Consider the following 14,404-nt stretch of genomic DNA (forward strand, 5'->3'; position numbering starts at 1 on the left):
AGGAATCTCCCCAATGACTGCATTCAAAAAACTGCTTCTGGCTTTCACCGTGATGGGCGCCAGCGTCGCTGCCCATGCTGATGACAATTTCGCCAGCCTTACTTTTGGACAGACCAGCGACAAGGTTAAAAAGTCCAACGCGCTGGACACCAACCTCAACAATCCTAACGCCGATGGTGTGATCGGCAAGGACAATACCTGGGGCGTACGCCTGGGTCAGCAAAACAATCAGGGCCGCTACTACGCAACCTACGACAATGTGTCGGGCTCGCACAATGGGATTAAACTGCGTCAGGAAAACCTCCTGGGCAGCTACGACCTGTTTTATCCGGTGGGCGGCAGCACCCAGTTGTTCGGTGGCGCCACGGCGGGTTTGACCAAATTGACCCAGGACTCGCCAGGCTACAGCCGCGACAGCGACATCGGTTACGCCGTCGGCGGGCAGATGGGGGTGCTGCAACAGGTTTCGCAAAACACCTCGGTTGAACTGGGGTACCGTTACCTGCGCAGCAACGCCAGCACCGAGATGAAAGAAAGCGGTGGCAGCAAGCAAGGTTCACTGGATTTGACCAGCAGCGCCCAGACTTACCTTTCCGCCAACTACGCTTTCTAAAGCGGTTCGCCTTTGTACCTTGTGGGAGCTAGCCTGCTAGCGATAGCGTCCTGACATTCGACAATATTGTCGGCTGCCAAATCGCAATCGCTAGCAGGCTAGCTCCCACAGAGGGTTGTCTGGAGATTTTGATTTGCCCGGGAGAGCGTTATGAAACTGCTGGTCGTCGAAGATGAAGCGCTGCTGCGCCATCACCTGCAAACCCGCCTGACGGAGAGCGGCCATGTGGTCGAGTCCGTGGCCAATGCCGAGGAAGCGTTGTATCAAACCGAGCAGTTCAACCATGACCTGGCGGTGATCGATCTCGGTCTGCCGGGCATGAGCGGCCTCGACCTGATTCGTCAACTGCGCTCGCGGGGCAAGACCTTTCCGGTCCTGATCCTCACCGCGCGCGGCAACTGGCAAGACAAGGTCGAAGGCCTGGCCGCCGGGGCCGACGACTATGTGGTCAAGCCGTTCCAGTTCGAAGAACTCGACGCCCGTCTCAATGCGTTGTTGCGTCGCTCCAGCGGTTTCACCCAGTCGACCATCGTTGCCGGGCCGTTGGTGCTGGACCTCAATCGCAAACAGGCGACCCTCGATGAGCAGCCGCTGGCGCTGACGGCCTACGAATATCGCATCCTCGAATACCTGATGCGCCATCATCAGCAAGTGGTGGCCAAGGACCGTTTGATGGAACAGCTGTACCCGGATGACGACGAGCGCGATCCGAACGTGATCGAAGTGCTGGTTGGTCGCCTGCGGCGCAAACTCGAAGGGCCGGAGGGGTTCAAGCCGATCGACACCGTGCGTGGCCTCGGCTACCTGTTCAATGAGCGTTGCACTTGATTCGTTCGCTTCGTGTCCGCTTGATGCTCGCCGCCACACTGCTGGCGGTGTTGTTCATGCTGGCGCTGCTGCCGGCGATGCAGGGTGCGTTCAGCCTCGCGTTGCAGGACTCCATCGAGCAGCGCCTGGCGTCCGACGTCACGACGCTGATCTCTGCTGCCCGGGTCGAAAACAACCACTTGCAGATGCCGGCGCAACTGCCCGACGAGCGTTTCAACCTCACCGACAGCCGATTGCTCGGCTACATCTATGACCGCGAGGGGCGTCTGGTCTGGCGCTCCAAGGCCACCCAGGAAGAGAAGATCAACTACAAGCCGCGCTACGACGGGCGCGGTAACGAGTTCGCCAGGATCAGTGAAGCCAGCGGCGAGGAATTCTTCGTCTATGACGTCGAGGTCAAGTTGCTGGGCGGCAAAAGTGCGGCGTTCAGCATCGTTGCGCTGCAGCCGGTTCGCGAATACGAAATCACCCTCAAGGGCCTGCGGGAAAACCTCTATCTGGGCTTCGGCGCCGCGTTGCTGGTGCTGCTGGCGCTGCTGTGGATCGGACTGACCTGGGGCTTGCAGGCGCTGCGTCGGCTCAGTCAGGAACTGGATGAAATCGAAAGCGGCGACCGCGAAAGCCTCAGCGAGCAACACCCGCGCGAACTGCTGCGCCTGACCGGTTCCCTGAACCGTTTGCTGCACAGCGAACGCGAACAGCGCAGCCGTTACCGTGATTCCCTCGATGATCTGGCGCATAGCCTGAAAACTCCGTTGGCGGTGCTGCAAGGCGTCAGCGAGGACATGGCGCAACGCCCCGAGGATCGCGACCAGGCCTGGGTGCTGCAAACCCAGATCGAGCGCATGAGCCAGCAGATCAGCTATCAGTTGCAGCGCGCCAGCCTGCGCAAAAGCGGTCTGGTGCGTCATCAAGTGCGCCTGCGCCCGGTGCTGCAAAGCCTGTGCGACACGCTGGACAAGGTTTATCGCGACAAACGCGTGCGGGTGGCGCTGGATTTGCCGGACGAGTGTTACGTGCCGATCGAGCAGGGCGCCTTGCTGGAAATGATGGGCAATCTGTTGGAAAACGCCTATCGCCTGTGCCTGAGCGAAGTGCGCATCAGCGTGCGGCAGACCCTCAGCGGCATCGAGTTGTGTGTCGAGGACGACGGCCCCGGCGTACCGCCTGACCAACGCGCGCGAATCCTGCAACGCGGCGAACGCCTGGATCGCCAGCACCCGGGGCAGGGCATCGGCCTGGCGGTGGTCAAGGACATCATCGAAAGCTACAGCGCCAAACTGACTTTGGGTGATTCACCGATGGGTGGGGCGGCGTTCAGGATTCAGTTTCCGGTGGTTTGACTGAAAAGATCGCAGCCTTAATTTTCCTGAGCCCGGTACGCCCCCGGTGTCAGCCCCGTCCATTTCTTGAACGCCCGATGAAACGCCGAAGGCTCGGAGAATCCCAGCTGTTCGGCGATTTGCTGCAAGGGCAGATCGTTGCGGCTCAGGTGATAGATCGCAATGTCGCGGCGCAACTGATCTTTCAACGCCTGAAAACTGGTGCCTTCCTCGCGCAGATGCCGGCGCAGCGTCTGCGGACTGATATGCAGGTGAGCAGCGACGGCTTCCAGGTCCGGCCAGCGTGAACTGTCGGTGCTGAGCAAGCGCCGCAACTGACTGCTCAGGCTATTGCCGTCATCCGGCCGCGACAACAGATTGGCCGGTGAGTGTTCGAGAAAATGCTTGAGGGTGCGTTCGTCCTGCAACAGCGGCATGTTCAGGTAGCGGCTGTGAAACAGCAGGCTGCTCTGGGAGGTGGAAAACGTCAGAGGACAAGAGAACAGCAAGTCGTACTCGGCACCGTGTTCCGGTCGCGGATAACTGAACGTGGCTTGCTCCAGGCGAATGCGCTGGCCGATCAGCCAACTGCCGAAGCGGTGCCATATCACCAACAGACTCTCGCTGAGAAAGTGGTCCGGGTCCCAGAGCTGCGAATCGTCGAGGCTCAGGCGGATCATGTCGTCTTCGCGCGTCAGGGTCAGGCGCGGGGCGTCGGGGAACAGACTGTAAAACAGTAAGCCGCGGTTCAGCGCCTTATCCAGATTACGGCAGTGGATCACGGCATGGCACATCATCGCGAAGCTGCCCGGCTTGCTGGGGCCGTGCCCGAAACCCAGGTATTCGTCGTCCAGCGCCAGCCACAGTTGCTGAATCAGTCGGGTGAACTGTTCTGGCGCAATACGCGCCCTTGGCTCTTCAAGCAATTCGGGGCTGATCCCCAATTGTTGCAACAGGCTCGAATAGTCCAGGCCACGACGTTGCGCGCCACCGAGGACGGCGCGGGCGAAGTGACTGGCGATGGTGCGTTCGCGCATAGCAGGCAAATCCGTCCATTGAGCGACGGATGGTAGCTGCGGTTCCAATCGATGAACAAGGCGGATATCCGCCAAATTGCAGGACGCGATTTGTTTGAAGGGCGGAAATCCGCCATTGCACATCACCCGGGCAGCGCCAAGGAAATACCTGCAACCCCCTGATATCAAAAGGCTTGCGGGTGTTTCGCCGCAGGTGGCACGGGCTTTGCGATACAACGAGTAGATGCTTGCCGTCGCGCAGCTCGAAAAAACAAATCCCTCCAGTGCAGGAGGGTTCGCAATTGAGGTGTCCCGGGCAACAGATGGATGTTGCAGCGCGCACTCTTGAGGAACTTTGCAATGACGACTCGTCAGCCACTGTACAAATCCCTGTATTTCCAGGTGATCGTTGCAATTGTCATCGGTATTTTGCTCGGTCATTACTATCCCCAGGTCGGTGTGGCCGTTAAGCCACTGGGTGACGGGTTCATCAAACTGATCAAAATGATCATCGCGCCGATCATCTTCTGTACCGTTGTCAGCGGTATCGCCGGCATGCAAAACATGAAGTCGGTCGGCAAGACCGGTGGTTACGCACTGCTTTATTTCGAAATCGTGTCGACCATCGCACTGCTGGTGGGCCTGGTCGTGGTCAACATCGTGCAGCCAGGCAATGGCATGCACATCGATGTCAGCACGCTGGACGCCTCCAAAGTCGCTGCCTATGTGTCGGCCGGTGCTGATCAAAGCGTCGTCGGCTTCCTCCTCAACGTGATCCCGTCCACCATCGTCGGCGCATTCGCCACCGGTGACATCCTGCAAGTGCTGATGTTCTCGGTGATCTTCGGTTTCGCCCTGCATCGCCTGGGTGCCTACGGCAAGCCGCTGCTGGACTTCATCGATCGCTTCGCTCACGTGATGTTCAACATCATCAACATGATCATGAAGCTCGCGCCCATCGGTGCCTTCGGTGCGATGGCCTTCACCATCGGTGCCTACGGTGTCGGCTCGCTGGTGCAGTTGGGTCAGCTGATGATCTGCTTCTACATCACCTGCCTGCTGTTCATCCTGATCGTGCTGGGCGGTATCGCTCGCGCTCACGGCTTCAGCGTTCTGAAAATGATCCGTTACATCCGTGAGGAACTGCTGATCGTGCTGGGTACTTCCTCCTCGGAGTCGGTACTGCCGCGCATGCTGATCAAGATGGAGCGTCTGGGCGCGAAGAAATCCGTGGTAGGCCTGGTGATCCCGACCGGCTACTCGTTCAACCTTGACGGTACGGCGATCTACCTGACCATGGCGGCCGTGTTCATTGCCCAGGCAACTGACACCCACATGGACATCACGCACCAGATCACCCTGCTGGTGGTGTTGCTGCTGTCCTCCAAAGGCGCCGCGGGTGTGACCGGTTCGGGCTTCATCGTACTGGCCGCTACCCTGTCCGCCGTGGGCCACTTGCCGGTTGCCGGTTTGGCGTTGATCCTCGGTATCGACCGCTTCATGTCCGAAGCCCGTGCCCTGACCAACCTGGTCGGCAACGCGGTGGCGACCATCGTCGTGGCCAAGTGGGTCAAGGAACTGGACACCGACGTGCTGCAATCCGAGCTGGCCTCGGGCGGTCGCGGCATTGCCGACGAGCCTAAAGACGACGTTCTGGGCCACGCCGATGAAGTAGCCACGGCTGGCACCAAGTAAGTCTGCTGCAATGAAAAACCCGCTTCGGCGGGTTTTTTTCTGCCTGCGACCTGAGCGCAACGGTCAGCGTCACTGGCACATAAGGTGATTGCCCCTGAGCGTCCGGCTGCCTAGTCTGAAGGCATCATTCAGGGGGAACATTCATGCTCGGTCCACTGGCATCACTCAAGGTTCTGGATTTCTCGACTCTGCTGCCGGGGCCGTTCGCCTCGTTATTGCTGGCGGACATGGGCGCCGAAGTGCTGCGCATCGAATCACCGACGCGCATGGATCTTGTGCGTGTACTGCCGCCCCACGACCAGGGCGTATCGGCCAGCCACGCCTACCTCAATCGAAACAAGCGCAGCCTGGCGCTGGACCTCAAGCAACCTGACGCGCTGGAGGTGGTCAAGCAGTTGCTCAAGGACCACGACATCCTGCTGGAACAGTTCCGCCCCGGCGTCATGGAGCGCCTGGGGCTGGGCTATGAAGCCTTGAAGGCGATCAACCCGAAGCTGATTTATGTGTCGATCACCGGTTACGGCCAGACCGGGCCTTACAAGGATCGCGCCGGCCATGACATCAATTACCTGGCGCTGGCGGGGCTGTCGAGCTACACCGGTCGCGCCGACAGTGGGCCGTTGCCCTTGGGGCCGCAAGTGGCGGATGTGGCCGGTGGTTCACTGCACGGCGTGATTGGCCTGTTGGCGGCGGTGATCGCCCGGCAGCAAACCGGGCAGGGCCAACATCTGGACGTGAGCATGACCGACTGTGCCTTCAGCCTGAACGCCATGGCCGGCGCCGGGTATCTGGCCTGTGGCGTCGAGCCGGGGCGGGAGGATCAGGTACTCAATGGCGGCAGTTTCTACGATTACTACCGTTCGCGGGATGGGCGCTGGTTGTCAGTGGGCAGCCTGGAACCAGCATTCATGAAGCAGTTGTGCGTGGCGTTGGGGCTGGAGGAGCTGGCGAGTCTGGGCCTGTCGCCACAACCGGCGCAGCAGAAGAAGCTCAAGGATGCGCTGAAAGTCGAATTCGAGAAGCATGACTTTGCCGAACTCAGCGCGCTGTTTGCCGAGCTGGATGCCTGCGTCGAGCCGGTATTGAGTCTCGGGGAAGCCGTGCTGCATCCGCAATTGCAGGCGCGGGAGCTGGTGACGCAAGTGCCGCGTGGGGACGGTTCGAGTCAGGCGCAGATGGCGTGTCCGCTGAAGTTTTCGGATGGCTTGCCGCAGCCCCGGCATATTGGCGCGGCGTTGGGGGAGCATACAGATCAGGTGTTGGGGGAGTTGGGGTTCAGTTCGCAGCGGATAGAAGCGTTACGGCGGGCCAAGGTGGTTCTTTAGTGCCTGATAAACCTCCATCGCCATCAGGCTGGCTCCCACAAGGGTTCATCGGTACTCCATTGTGGGAGCCAGCCGCTGGCGATGAGGCCAGTGCAGCCACTGCAAAAGCCCAATTACTCGACCCGCATCTCCCCGCTAAACACCAACGTGCTGCGACACCGCCGACACAAATACCGCCGCCCCTGCCGCACCAGGCCATGACGCTGCGCCGAAAACGGAAAATCACTGTCGGGGCACGGGCACTTATAGATGTAGCGGGTCACGCTGCGGCGTTTGACGTCGTAGGTGTGGCAACGATTGGGCGGCAGTTCGTACACGCCGCGCATGATCAGTTGCCACTCTTCACCGTGGGGCTGGATGCGGTCGCCGAACAGTTGATGGGCGATCAGGTGCGCGACTTCGTGGGCCACGGTCTGTTTGAGGAAGTCTTCGGTGTTTTCCCGGTACAGCTGCGGGTTGAAGCGCAGCAGGTTCTCGTGCAAATGCGCGACACCGGCTTTTTGCCCGCGCAGCTTGAGGCTCACCACGGGGCGTTTGAAAGGTCGTTTGAAAAAGGATTCGGCTTGTTGGAAACAGTCTTCGACGCGGGTATTGAGTTGCTCGGGCATGCTTGATGGATCTCCAGAGACGTCGAGTATGCCGCAACCCCGGGGCCTTGCGAATCGCCAAGGCGCCGAATGGTCGCGGCCGTTTCTGTTGCTCAAGCAGTAAAAGGCCGCCTTGCGGCGGCCTGTGTCGGCAGACTCTAGTTATTTTTTGCAGTCAGTTCGTATAGACCGGCCCCACGCCGAGTCCCCAGACAATCACCGTGAACGCCATGATGGCCACCAGTACCACCAGGCCTACGGCAAGCACTGAGCTGGAAAACAGGAATCCCTCGTCAGATGGAATGTTCATGAAAGTCGGTAGCCCGACATACAGCAGGTAGACGGTGTAGCAGATTGCCGCGGTGCCGATGATCATCCCCAGCCACAAGTGTGGATACAGTGCCGCCAGGCCGCCAATGAACAGCGGAGTCGCGGTATAGGTCGCAAACGCCACGCAACGGGCCAGGCTCGGGTTGGCATCATAGGTGCGGGCCATCCAGTGGATGAATGCCCCCATCACTGCCACTCCGCCGAGCATCGCCAGGTACGACATGATCGACATCCAAAGCGCACTTTCCATCGTCAGCATCACCGGCGCGCGATTGCCGATGACCCAACCAACCTGCGTGGTGCCGATAAACGCCGACACAGCAGGGATCGCCGCCAGAATCAGCGTGTGAGTCAGGTACATGTGGCTGATGCTTTCCTCCTGGTCGCCACGGATGTCTTTCCATTCTTGGTCAGGGTGGGTGAAGAGCCCCACTACGTGATGGATCATGCCAGTCACTCCTCTTGTTTTTACCGTCGCCCCCCAGTGGAGCGCCTACGGGCCAATGCGGCCAAGTAAGTAATAGGTCTGGAATTCGAATGCGACCTTATGTCGCAGTATAGGAAGGTCTTAACCGCACAAGGAGCAGGGGCTTAGAGCAAATTGCGCTGTAAAGCACCGGGGTAATCGCTGAAGGGTCTGTAGACCACAGACGCTTCGCCCTTTGGGTGTTTTTGCGTAAAATGCCCGCCTTTCGTCACACCTCACGGATTTCGCGTCATGGGCACTCTTACGGTCAACCAGAACAAACTGCAAAAGCGCCTTCGCCGTCAGGCCGGTGAGGCGGTTGCCGACTTCAACATGATTGAAGACGGCGACAAGGTCATGGTCTGCCTGTCCGGCGGCAAGGACAGCTACACCATGCTCGATGTGCTGATGCACTTGCAGAAGGTCGCGCCGATCAAGTTCGAGATCGTGGCCGTGAACATGGACCAGAAACAGCCGGGCTTCCCGGAGCATGTGCTGCCGGCCTACCTCAAAGAGCTGGGCATCGAGTACCACATCGTCGAGAAAGACACTTATTCGGTGGTCAAGGAACTGATCCCGGAAGGCAAGACCACCTGCTCGCTGTGCTCGCGCCTGCGTCGCGGTACGCTCTACACCTTCGCCGACGAAATCGGCGCGACCAAAATGGCCCTCGGTCATCATCGCGACGATATCGTCGAGACGTTCTTCCTGAACATGTTCTTTAACGGTTCGCTCAAGGCCATGCCGCCGAAGCTGCGGGCGGATGACGGGCGCAATGTGGTGATTCGTCCGTTGGCCTACTGCAACGAGAAAGACATCCAGGCCTACTCGGACCTCAAGCAATTCCCGATCATCCCGTGCAACCTGTGTGGTTCCCAGGAAAACCTGCAACGTCAGGTGGTCAAGGAAATGCTCCAGGAGTGGGATCGCAAGACGCCGGGCCGCACCGAGAGCATTTTCCGCAGCCTGCAGAACGTGATCCCGTCGCAACTGGCGGACCGCAACCTGTTCGACTTTACCAACCTCAAGATCGACGAGACGGCGGCTTCACGCTTCGTCAATGTGGTCAACCTCTAAACACGATTACTGTGGGAGCCAGCCTGCTGGCGATGGCGGTGTGTCAGACACATCATTGTTGACTGACACTCCTTCATCGCCAGCAGGCTGGCTCCCACAGATTTTTCGTTTCTATCCTCAGGAGAGGGCATGCGCGACTACAAGTGGCTGAACGAATACTGCTTGAACCGTTTCGGTTCGGCAGCTGAACTGGAAGCCCATCTGCCCGTTCCCAAAACCCCGGCGCAACTGCGCGATATCACCGACGATCGTTACCTCTCGACCATGGCACTGCGTGTGTTCCGCGCTGGGCTCAAGCACAGCCTGGTGGATGCCAAGTGGCCGGCCTTCGAAGAAGTGTTCTTCAAGTTCGACCCGGAAAAAGTCGTGCTGATGAGCGCCGAACACCTCGAACGCCTGATGCAGGACGCGCGGATCATTCGCCACTTGGGCAAGCTCAAGAGCGTGCCGCGCAATGCGCAGTTCGTGCTGGACGTGGCCCATGACAAGGGCAGCTTCGGCGCGATGATCGCCGAATGGCCGGTGACCGATATCGTCGGTCTCTGGACCTTCCTGAAAAAGCGCGGTCATCAATTGGGCGGTCTGTCGGCGCCGCGGTTCCTGCGCATGGTCGGCAAGGACACTTTTGTACCGAGCTATGACGTGGTGGCGGCGTTGAACGCACAGAACATCATCGACAAAGTGCCGAGCAGCCTGCGTGACCTTGCGTTGGTGCAGGATGTGTTCAACCAGTGGTATGAAGAAAGTGGCGGGCGGCCGATGAGCCAGATTTCGATGATGCTGGCTTATACCGTCAATCACTGACACTGAGTTGTGATCAATCGCCAGCAGGCTGGCTCCCACATTGGATCTGTGCCGAACACAAGTCCCCTGTGGCAGCTAGCCTGCTAGCGATTGCAATCTGTCAGGCGACGGAGATTTCGCCTTCGCCGGCCAACTTGCGGCTCAACTGATACCGCCACCGCACATACAACAGCGCCGAACAGAACACCGCCAGACTGGCGCCCATCTCCAACAAGCCGAAAATCTGTCGGTTCGGGTCATACGCGGCCAGTGCGCCCTTGATGAAATACAGGTTCACCACAAAGCACATCCACGAATGCCCGCGCGGGCTGCCGATAATCATCCCCGGCGCCAGTATCAGCAGCGGCACCAGTTCGATCAGCAAGATCACCCATGGCCGGGCGCCATGCAGATCGGCGACCAGCAGGTAGTAGACGCACAGCAACCCCACCAGCCCGAAAAAGCACAGCAGGCTGATGACGCGCATCGCCTTGACGCGCGGTTCGAGCCAATCGATGGCGGGGAGGATCTTCGGCTTCTTGGCCACTCTCAGCCCTCCAGCTTCTGTGCAGTCTTGGCCAGGCGCATGCCGAGCGCGCGGCACAGCGCGACTTCATGGGCATCCAGGCCGCTTTTGCCATCGGCCCCGGCGTGGTGGCTGGCGCCATAAGGCGTACCGCCGCCCTGGGTTTCCAGCAATGCCGATTCGCTGTAGGGCAGGCCGGTGATCAGCATGCCGTGGTGCAGCAACGGCAGCATCATCGACAGCAGGGTGGTTTCCTGACCGCCATGCAGGCTCGCCGTAGAGGTGAACACGCCGGCCGGTTTGCCCACCAGCGCGCCGGTCAGCCACAGGTTGCTGGTGCCGTCGAGGAAATACTTGAGCGGCGCCGCCATGTTGCCGAAGCGGGTCGGGCTGCCGAGGGCAAGGCCAGCGCAGTTTTTCAGGTCGTCGAGGCTGGCGTAGAGCGCGCCTTCGTCCGGAATGTCCGGCGCCACGGCTTCGCACTCGGTGGAAATCGCCGGCACCGTGCGCAATCGTGCTTCAAGGCCGGCCTGTTCGACGCCACGGGCAATCTGCCTGGCCATTTCGTTGGTCGAGCCGCTGCGGCTGTAATACAGAACCAGAATGTACGGCGCACTCATGGCAACAATTCCAGGATCTGCTCCGGCGGACGGCCGATGACGGCTTTATCGCCGACTTCGAGAATCGGTCGCTCCATGAGTTTCGGGTGGGCGGCGATGGCGGCGATCAATTGCGCCTCGCTCAGATTGCTGTCGGCCAGGTTGAGGGTTTTGTACTCGTCCTCACCGGTGCGCAGCAATTGCCGGGCGCTGATCCCGAGTTTGCCCAGCAGGCTCTGGATCTGCGTGGCGTCCAGAGGGGTTTCAAGGTAGCGGACCACGGTCGGGGCCAGGCCACGGGCTTCGAGCAATTCGAGCGCACCGCGGGATTTCGAGCAGCGCGGGTTGTGATAAAGCGTCAGATCGGTCATGAGCGGGTCGCATCTTGCGTAAGGTGGCGGCTATTCTAACCGTGCAGCGCGCAATCCAGAACCGCGAGAGGCGATGGGTCGCAGGCGCATTCAATTTTTGACAAGGAATACGACATGGCAAGGCGACTGGCAGCGGCATTGACGATCATCGGGGCGTTGATGCTGGGGGGTTGCGGTAACGACTACGGGATTGATCAGAATGGGCAGAAGGTCGCCGCGGAGCGTCTGGACGGTAAATGGCTGGTGCTCAACTACTGGGCCGAATGGTGTGGCCCGTGCCGTACCGAGATTCCGGAGTTGAACACCTTGGCCGAGCAGCTCAAGGACAAGAAAATCGGTGTGTTCGGCGTTAACTTCGACAATGTGCAGGGCGAAGAGCTGAAAGGCGCGAGCGAGAAACTCGGGATCAAATTCACCGTGCTGGCGCAGGACCCTTCCGAGGTGTTCGAGCTGCCGCGCAGTGAAGCGCTGCCGGTGACCTACATCATCGACAACAAGGGCAAAGTGCGCGAACAGTTGATGGGCGAGCAGACGGCGACGGGGGTAATGGAGAAACTGGAGGCGTTGCAGGCCAGGAATTAAAGCAAAGGATCGCAGCCTGTGGCAGCTCCAACTGGGAGTTAGCTGCCGCGGGCTGCGATCTTTTCAAAGGGAATCAACCCTCTTCAAGCCACCAGCGCAGCGGCTTGCCTTCGGCCGGCCAGAAGCGCATCTGCTCGATCGACGAGACGTCCCAACGTTGCACGCCTTCCAGCGCCTGAAGGAAGCGTTTTTCCTGCTCCATCAGCGCTGGCGCGCAGAGTTTGCGTGTACTGCCGATCTTGCCGAAGCTCAGCTTGTTGCCTTCCAGGGTGTACGGCGCGAACCAGTGGTTGCAGCCGCCGTTGCCGTAGGCGCGACCGTCCTCACCGAGGGTGATGGTCAGGTGGCTGTAATCCATCAACGGCCGCTCGCCGATCCACTCCAGGATGTAGCTGCGGTTTTGTTGCAATTGCACAGGCTCGGCGGCGCAACCCAGCAGGCTTGCACCGACCATACCGGCCAGGGCGAGGCGTTTCATCACGCGGGCTCCTGACATTTCGGGCACAGGTGTTTTTCGCCGACGGTGGTCCAGCCCAACTCGGCAATCCGGGCGGTGGCGGCAGGCTTTTCGGCCTTGTTGCCCAGTTTGGCGTCGACCGCGAACTCGAAGCTCAGCTCTTTTGCACAGCTGTCGCAGTTCACTTGCCAGGTATGAATCGCCAGCTCGCCGAACACCGGACCGCTGGCCACCGCGACCCATTGACCGGGCGGGTTGATCAAGTGGCGAACCGTTTCGACGGTCAGGCGCATGGACAAGTCCTTGGCGCCCTTGAGGGTCACTACCAACACGTCGTTATTACGAATCGAGCCGCCGTTACCGGTGACTTGATAACGCCCCGGCACCAGGGCGCGGCATTCGGTGAGGGTGTGTTGCGGGTTCATCAGGCTGTAGCGGAAATCGTGTTCGACCATGGGTCCTCCAAATATGCGCGATATGCTAGCACGGGCTTGCGCGCAGCATGGCGTGGGCATATGACCTTCGATCAGGTTCAATTTACCGGTCGAGTCATGGCACACTGCCGCTTTTGCATCCCGAAGGAATGGACATGGCGTTAACCGAGTGTTTTGAATGCAAGCAACGCATCCGTTCAACGGCGCCTGCTTGTATTCATTGCGATGCGCTAGGAGGCAGTGATTTCGTTCGGGCGGTTACCTTCCGATGAGCGCGTGCCCCGGGTAACACCCGCGGCGTTTGATCGGCTTCGGTTGGCTGGGATTGATGATTCTCTTGTCGAAGGCCTGAGCCGATCAGCCCTCGACCTGATTCTGTAGCGTACCGGCCGCCCACGCCGCGATGTTCTGCAAGGTGGTCGCGGCAATCGCGCCCAGGGCTTCGCGGGTCAGGAAGGCTTGGTGCGCGGTGACGATCACGTTGGGGAACGTCAGCAGCCGCGCCAGGACATCGTCCTGCAAGGGCAGGTCGGAACGGTCTTCGAAAAACAGCTGCGCCTCCTCTTCATAGACGTCCAGCCCGAGATAACCCAACTGACCGTTCTTTAACGCGTCGATCAGCGCTGGCGTGTCCACCAGGCCGCCGCGACCGGTGTTGATCAGCATCGCGCCCGGTTGCATGTGCGCCAGTGATTCGCGGTTGATCAAGTGCTTGCTCTGTTCACTGAGCGGGCAGTGCAGGCTGATGATCTGCGATTCGGCCAGCAGTTGCGGCAAGTTCAGATAACGGGCGCCCAGCGCTTCGACCTCTGGATTCGGGTAGGGGTCATACGCCAGCAACTGGCAGCCGAAGCCGTTCATGATTTTGGCGAAGGTCGCGCCGATCTGCCCGGTGCCGACCACGCCCACCGTCTTGCCCACCAGATCGAAACCGGTCAGCCCATGCAGGCTGAAATCGCCCTCGCGTGTGCGGTTGTAGGCGCGGTGCAAACGGCGGTTAAGCGCCAGGATCAGCGCCACTGCGTGCTCGGCCACGGCATGGGGCGAGTAGGCCGGAACGCGCACGATCGCCAATCTCAGGCGTTTGGCCGCTGTCAGATCGACATGGTTGTAACCGGCCGAGCGCAGTGCGATCAAGCGTGTGCCGCCGGCGGCCAGGCGTTCGAGCACCGGCGCGCTGAGGTCATCGTTGATGAAGGCGCAGACCACGTCGTGATGCTCGGCCAACGGTGCTGTATCGAGGCTCAGTCGTGCCGCTTGAAAGTGCAACTCGATGCCGGACGGCAAGTCGGCGGCAAGAAAACTGTCGTGGTCATAGGTCTGGCTGCTGAAAAGAATCGTGCGCATGAGTCCTCCCGGGAATTTCGCTACGTTAATCCGTGTGGCGGCCTGC

The 14,404-nt window shown here is 60.0% G+C and carries 17 protein-coding genes; 8 read left to right on the forward strand and 9 right to left on the reverse strand.

The window, feature by feature from the left end; genetic code table 11:
* Positions 1–13 precede the first annotated feature (13 nt).
* The 3 genes from ACNYC6_RS20565 (at position 14) to ACNYC6_RS20575 (ending at position 2,784) form a co-directional block, all read left to right on the forward strand.
* Positions 14–613, forward strand: coding sequence for a hypothetical protein (locus ACNYC6_RS20565; RefSeq protein ID WP_419708908.1), 600 nt, complete (start codon positions 14–16; stop codon positions 611–613).
* Positions 614–763: 150 nt separating this feature from the next.
* Positions 764–1,441, forward strand: a complete 678-nt coding sequence (locus ACNYC6_RS20570) for a response regulator (protein ID WP_419708909.1) — start codon at positions 764–766, stop codon at positions 1,439–1,441.
* Entirely contained in the window at positions 1,438–2,784 is a 1,347-nt protein-coding gene (locus ACNYC6_RS20575; protein WP_419708910.1) for an ATP-binding protein, read from the forward strand. The genes ACNYC6_RS20570 and ACNYC6_RS20575 overlap by 4 nt, the downstream gene beginning before the upstream one ends.
* Positions 2,785–2,801: 17 nt before the next feature.
* On the opposite strand, the gene ACNYC6_RS20580 is transcribed toward ACNYC6_RS20575, so the two are convergent.
* Positions 2,802–3,800, reverse strand: coding sequence for an AraC family transcriptional regulator (locus ACNYC6_RS20580; RefSeq protein ID WP_419708911.1), 999 nt, complete (start codon positions 3,798–3,800; stop codon positions 2,802–2,804).
* Between the two features lie 339 nt (positions 3,801–4,139).
* On the opposite strand from ACNYC6_RS20580, the gene ACNYC6_RS20585 reads away from it, so the two are divergent.
* Entirely contained in the window at positions 4,140–5,474 is a 1,335-nt protein-coding gene (locus ACNYC6_RS20585) for a dicarboxylate/amino acid:cation symporter (RefSeq protein WP_419708912.1), read from the forward strand.
* Between the two features lie 143 nt (positions 5,475–5,617).
* A complete protein-coding gene (locus tag ACNYC6_RS20590) occupies positions 5,618–6,799 on the forward strand; it encodes a CaiB/BaiF CoA transferase family protein (RefSeq protein ID WP_419708913.1) in 1,182 nt (393 codons plus the stop codon).
* Between the two features lie 113 nt (positions 6,800–6,912).
* Here the strand turns inward: ACNYC6_RS20590 and ACNYC6_RS20595 are convergent, their stop codons facing one another.
* Both ACNYC6_RS20595 and ACNYC6_RS20600 read right to left on the reverse strand, forming a co-directional pair.
* Positions 6,913–7,407, reverse strand: coding sequence for a SprT family zinc-dependent metalloprotease (locus tag ACNYC6_RS20595; RefSeq protein ID WP_008074985.1), 495 nt, complete (start codon positions 7,405–7,407; stop codon positions 6,913–6,915).
* Positions 7,408–7,561: 154 nt separating this feature from the next.
* Positions 7,562–8,164, reverse strand: a complete 603-nt coding sequence (locus ACNYC6_RS20600; RefSeq protein WP_419708914.1) for a Yip1 family protein — start codon at positions 8,162–8,164, stop codon at positions 7,562–7,564.
* 270 nt (positions 8,165–8,434) lie between these two features.
* Here ACNYC6_RS20600 and ttcA point away from each other — a divergent pair, with 270 nt between their 5' ends.
* Both ttcA and ACNYC6_RS20610 read left to right on the forward strand, forming a co-directional pair.
* Positions 8,435–9,259, forward strand: a complete 825-nt coding sequence (gene ttcA, locus ACNYC6_RS20605) for a tRNA 2-thiocytidine(32) synthetase TtcA (RefSeq protein WP_075948844.1) — start codon at positions 8,435–8,437, stop codon at positions 9,257–9,259.
* 129 nt (positions 9,260–9,388) lie between these two features.
* Positions 9,389–10,063: a DNA-3-methyladenine glycosylase I gene (locus ACNYC6_RS20610; RefSeq protein WP_419708915.1), complete on the forward strand. Its 675-nt coding sequence runs from the start codon at positions 9,389–9,391 to the stop codon at positions 10,061–10,063.
* Positions 10,064–10,163: 100 nt separating this feature from the next.
* On the opposite strand, the gene ACNYC6_RS20615 is transcribed toward ACNYC6_RS20610, so the two are convergent.
* Genes ACNYC6_RS20615 through arsC form a run of 3 tightly spaced genes read right to left on the reverse strand, consistent with a single transcriptional unit; the run spans position 10,164 to position 11,538 of the window.
* Positions 10,164–10,589, reverse strand: a complete 426-nt coding sequence (locus tag ACNYC6_RS20615) for a DUF2069 domain-containing protein (RefSeq protein WP_419708916.1) — start codon at positions 10,587–10,589, stop codon at positions 10,164–10,166.
* Between the two features lie 2 nt (positions 10,590–10,591).
* Positions 10,592–11,188 (reverse strand): NAD(P)H:quinone oxidoreductase, encoded by a 597-nt coding sequence (gene wrbA / locus ACNYC6_RS20620; RefSeq protein ID WP_008054817.1) that lies wholly within the window; start codon positions 11,186–11,188, stop codon positions 10,592–10,594.
* On the reverse strand, positions 11,185–11,538 hold the full coding sequence (arsC, locus tag ACNYC6_RS20625) for an arsenate reductase (glutaredoxin) (RefSeq protein WP_419708917.1): 354 nt from the start codon (positions 11,536–11,538) through the stop codon (positions 11,185–11,187). The genes wrbA and arsC overlap by 4 nt, the downstream gene beginning before the upstream one ends.
* Positions 11,539–11,652: 114 nt before the next feature.
* Here arsC and ACNYC6_RS20630 point away from each other — a divergent pair, with 114 nt between their 5' ends.
* Positions 11,653–12,120, forward strand: a complete 468-nt coding sequence (locus ACNYC6_RS20630) for a TlpA disulfide reductase family protein (protein WP_419708918.1) — start codon at positions 11,653–11,655, stop codon at positions 12,118–12,120.
* A gap of 73 nt (positions 12,121–12,193) precedes the next feature.
* Here ACNYC6_RS20630 and ACNYC6_RS20635 read toward each other — a convergent pair whose 3' ends face one another.
* The 3 genes from ACNYC6_RS20635 to ACNYC6_RS20645 all read right to left on the reverse strand — a co-directional run bounded on the left by ACNYC6_RS20635 (position 12,194) and on the right by ACNYC6_RS20645 (position 14,358).
* The gene (locus ACNYC6_RS20635) at positions 12,194–12,598 is read right to left on the reverse strand and encodes an META domain-containing protein (protein ID WP_338582487.1); all 405 of its coding nucleotides are present in this window, start codon (positions 12,596–12,598) and stop codon (positions 12,194–12,196) included.
* Entirely contained in the window at positions 12,598–13,032 is a 435-nt protein-coding gene (locus tag ACNYC6_RS20640) for a hypothetical protein (protein WP_007988765.1), read from the reverse strand. The genes ACNYC6_RS20635 and ACNYC6_RS20640 overlap by 1 nt, the downstream gene beginning before the upstream one ends.
* A 336-nt stretch (positions 13,033–13,368) precedes the next feature.
* Entirely contained in the window at positions 13,369–14,358 is a 990-nt protein-coding gene (locus ACNYC6_RS20645) for a 2-hydroxyacid dehydrogenase (RefSeq protein WP_419708919.1), read from the reverse strand.
* Between the last annotated feature and the right edge of the window lie 46 nt (positions 14,359–14,404).

The sequence above is a fragment of the Pseudomonas sp. NFX224 genome (assembly GCF_048565165.1).
In the GTDB taxonomy this organism is placed as follows: domain Bacteria; phylum Pseudomonadota; class Gammaproteobacteria; order Pseudomonadales; family Pseudomonadaceae; genus Aquipseudomonas.

What these genes read in the sequence shown, in the direction of transcription:
- ACNYC6_RS20565 (WP_419708908.1), top strand. Translation starts at nt 14, where the DNA reads ATGACTGCATTCAAAAAACTGCTTCTGGCTTTCACCGTGATGGGCGCC.
- ACNYC6_RS20570 (WP_419708909.1), top strand. Translation starts at nt 764, where the DNA reads ATGAAACTGCTGGTCGTCGAAGATGAAGCGCTGCTGCGCCATCACCTG.
- ACNYC6_RS20580 (WP_419708911.1), bottom strand. Translation starts at nt 3,800, where the DNA reads ATGCGCGAACGCACCATCGCCAGTCACTTCGCCCGCGCCGTCCTCGGT.
- ACNYC6_RS20585 (WP_419708912.1), top strand. Translation starts at nt 4,140, where the DNA reads ATGACGACTCGTCAGCCACTGTACAAATCCCTGTATTTCCAGGTGATC.
- ACNYC6_RS20590 (WP_419708913.1), top strand. Translation starts at nt 5,618, where the DNA reads ATGCTCGGTCCACTGGCATCACTCAAGGTTCTGGATTTCTCGACTCTG.
- ACNYC6_RS20595 (WP_008074985.1), bottom strand. Translation starts at nt 7,407, where the DNA reads ATGCCCGAGCAACTCAATACCCGCGTCGAAGACTGTTTCCAACAAGCC.
- ACNYC6_RS20600 (WP_419708914.1), bottom strand. Translation starts at nt 8,164, where the DNA reads ATGATCCATCACGTAGTGGGGCTCTTCACCCACCCTGACCAAGAATGG.
- ttcA (WP_075948844.1), top strand. Translation starts at nt 8,435, where the DNA reads ATGGGCACTCTTACGGTCAACCAGAACAAACTGCAAAAGCGCCTTCGC.
- ACNYC6_RS20610 (WP_419708915.1), top strand. Translation starts at nt 9,389, where the DNA reads ATGCGCGACTACAAGTGGCTGAACGAATACTGCTTGAACCGTTTCGGT.
- wrbA (WP_008054817.1), bottom strand. Translation starts at nt 11,188, where the DNA reads ATGAGTGCGCCGTACATTCTGGTTCTGTATTACAGCCGCAGCGGCTCG.
- arsC (WP_419708917.1), bottom strand. Translation starts at nt 11,538, where the DNA reads ATGACCGATCTGACGCTTTATCACAACCCGCGCTGCTCGAAATCCCGC.
- ACNYC6_RS20630 (WP_419708918.1), top strand. Translation starts at nt 11,653, where the DNA reads ATGGCAAGGCGACTGGCAGCGGCATTGACGATCATCGGGGCGTTGATG.
- ACNYC6_RS20635 (WP_338582487.1), bottom strand. Translation starts at nt 12,598, where the DNA reads ATGAAACGCCTCGCCCTGGCCGGTATGGTCGGTGCAAGCCTGCTGGGT.
- ACNYC6_RS20640 (WP_007988765.1), bottom strand. Translation starts at nt 13,032, where the DNA reads ATGGTCGAACACGATTTCCGCTACAGCCTGATGAACCCGCAACACACC.
- ACNYC6_RS20645 (WP_419708919.1), bottom strand. Translation starts at nt 14,358, where the DNA reads ATGCGCACGATTCTTTTCAGCAGCCAGACCTATGACCACGACAGTTTT.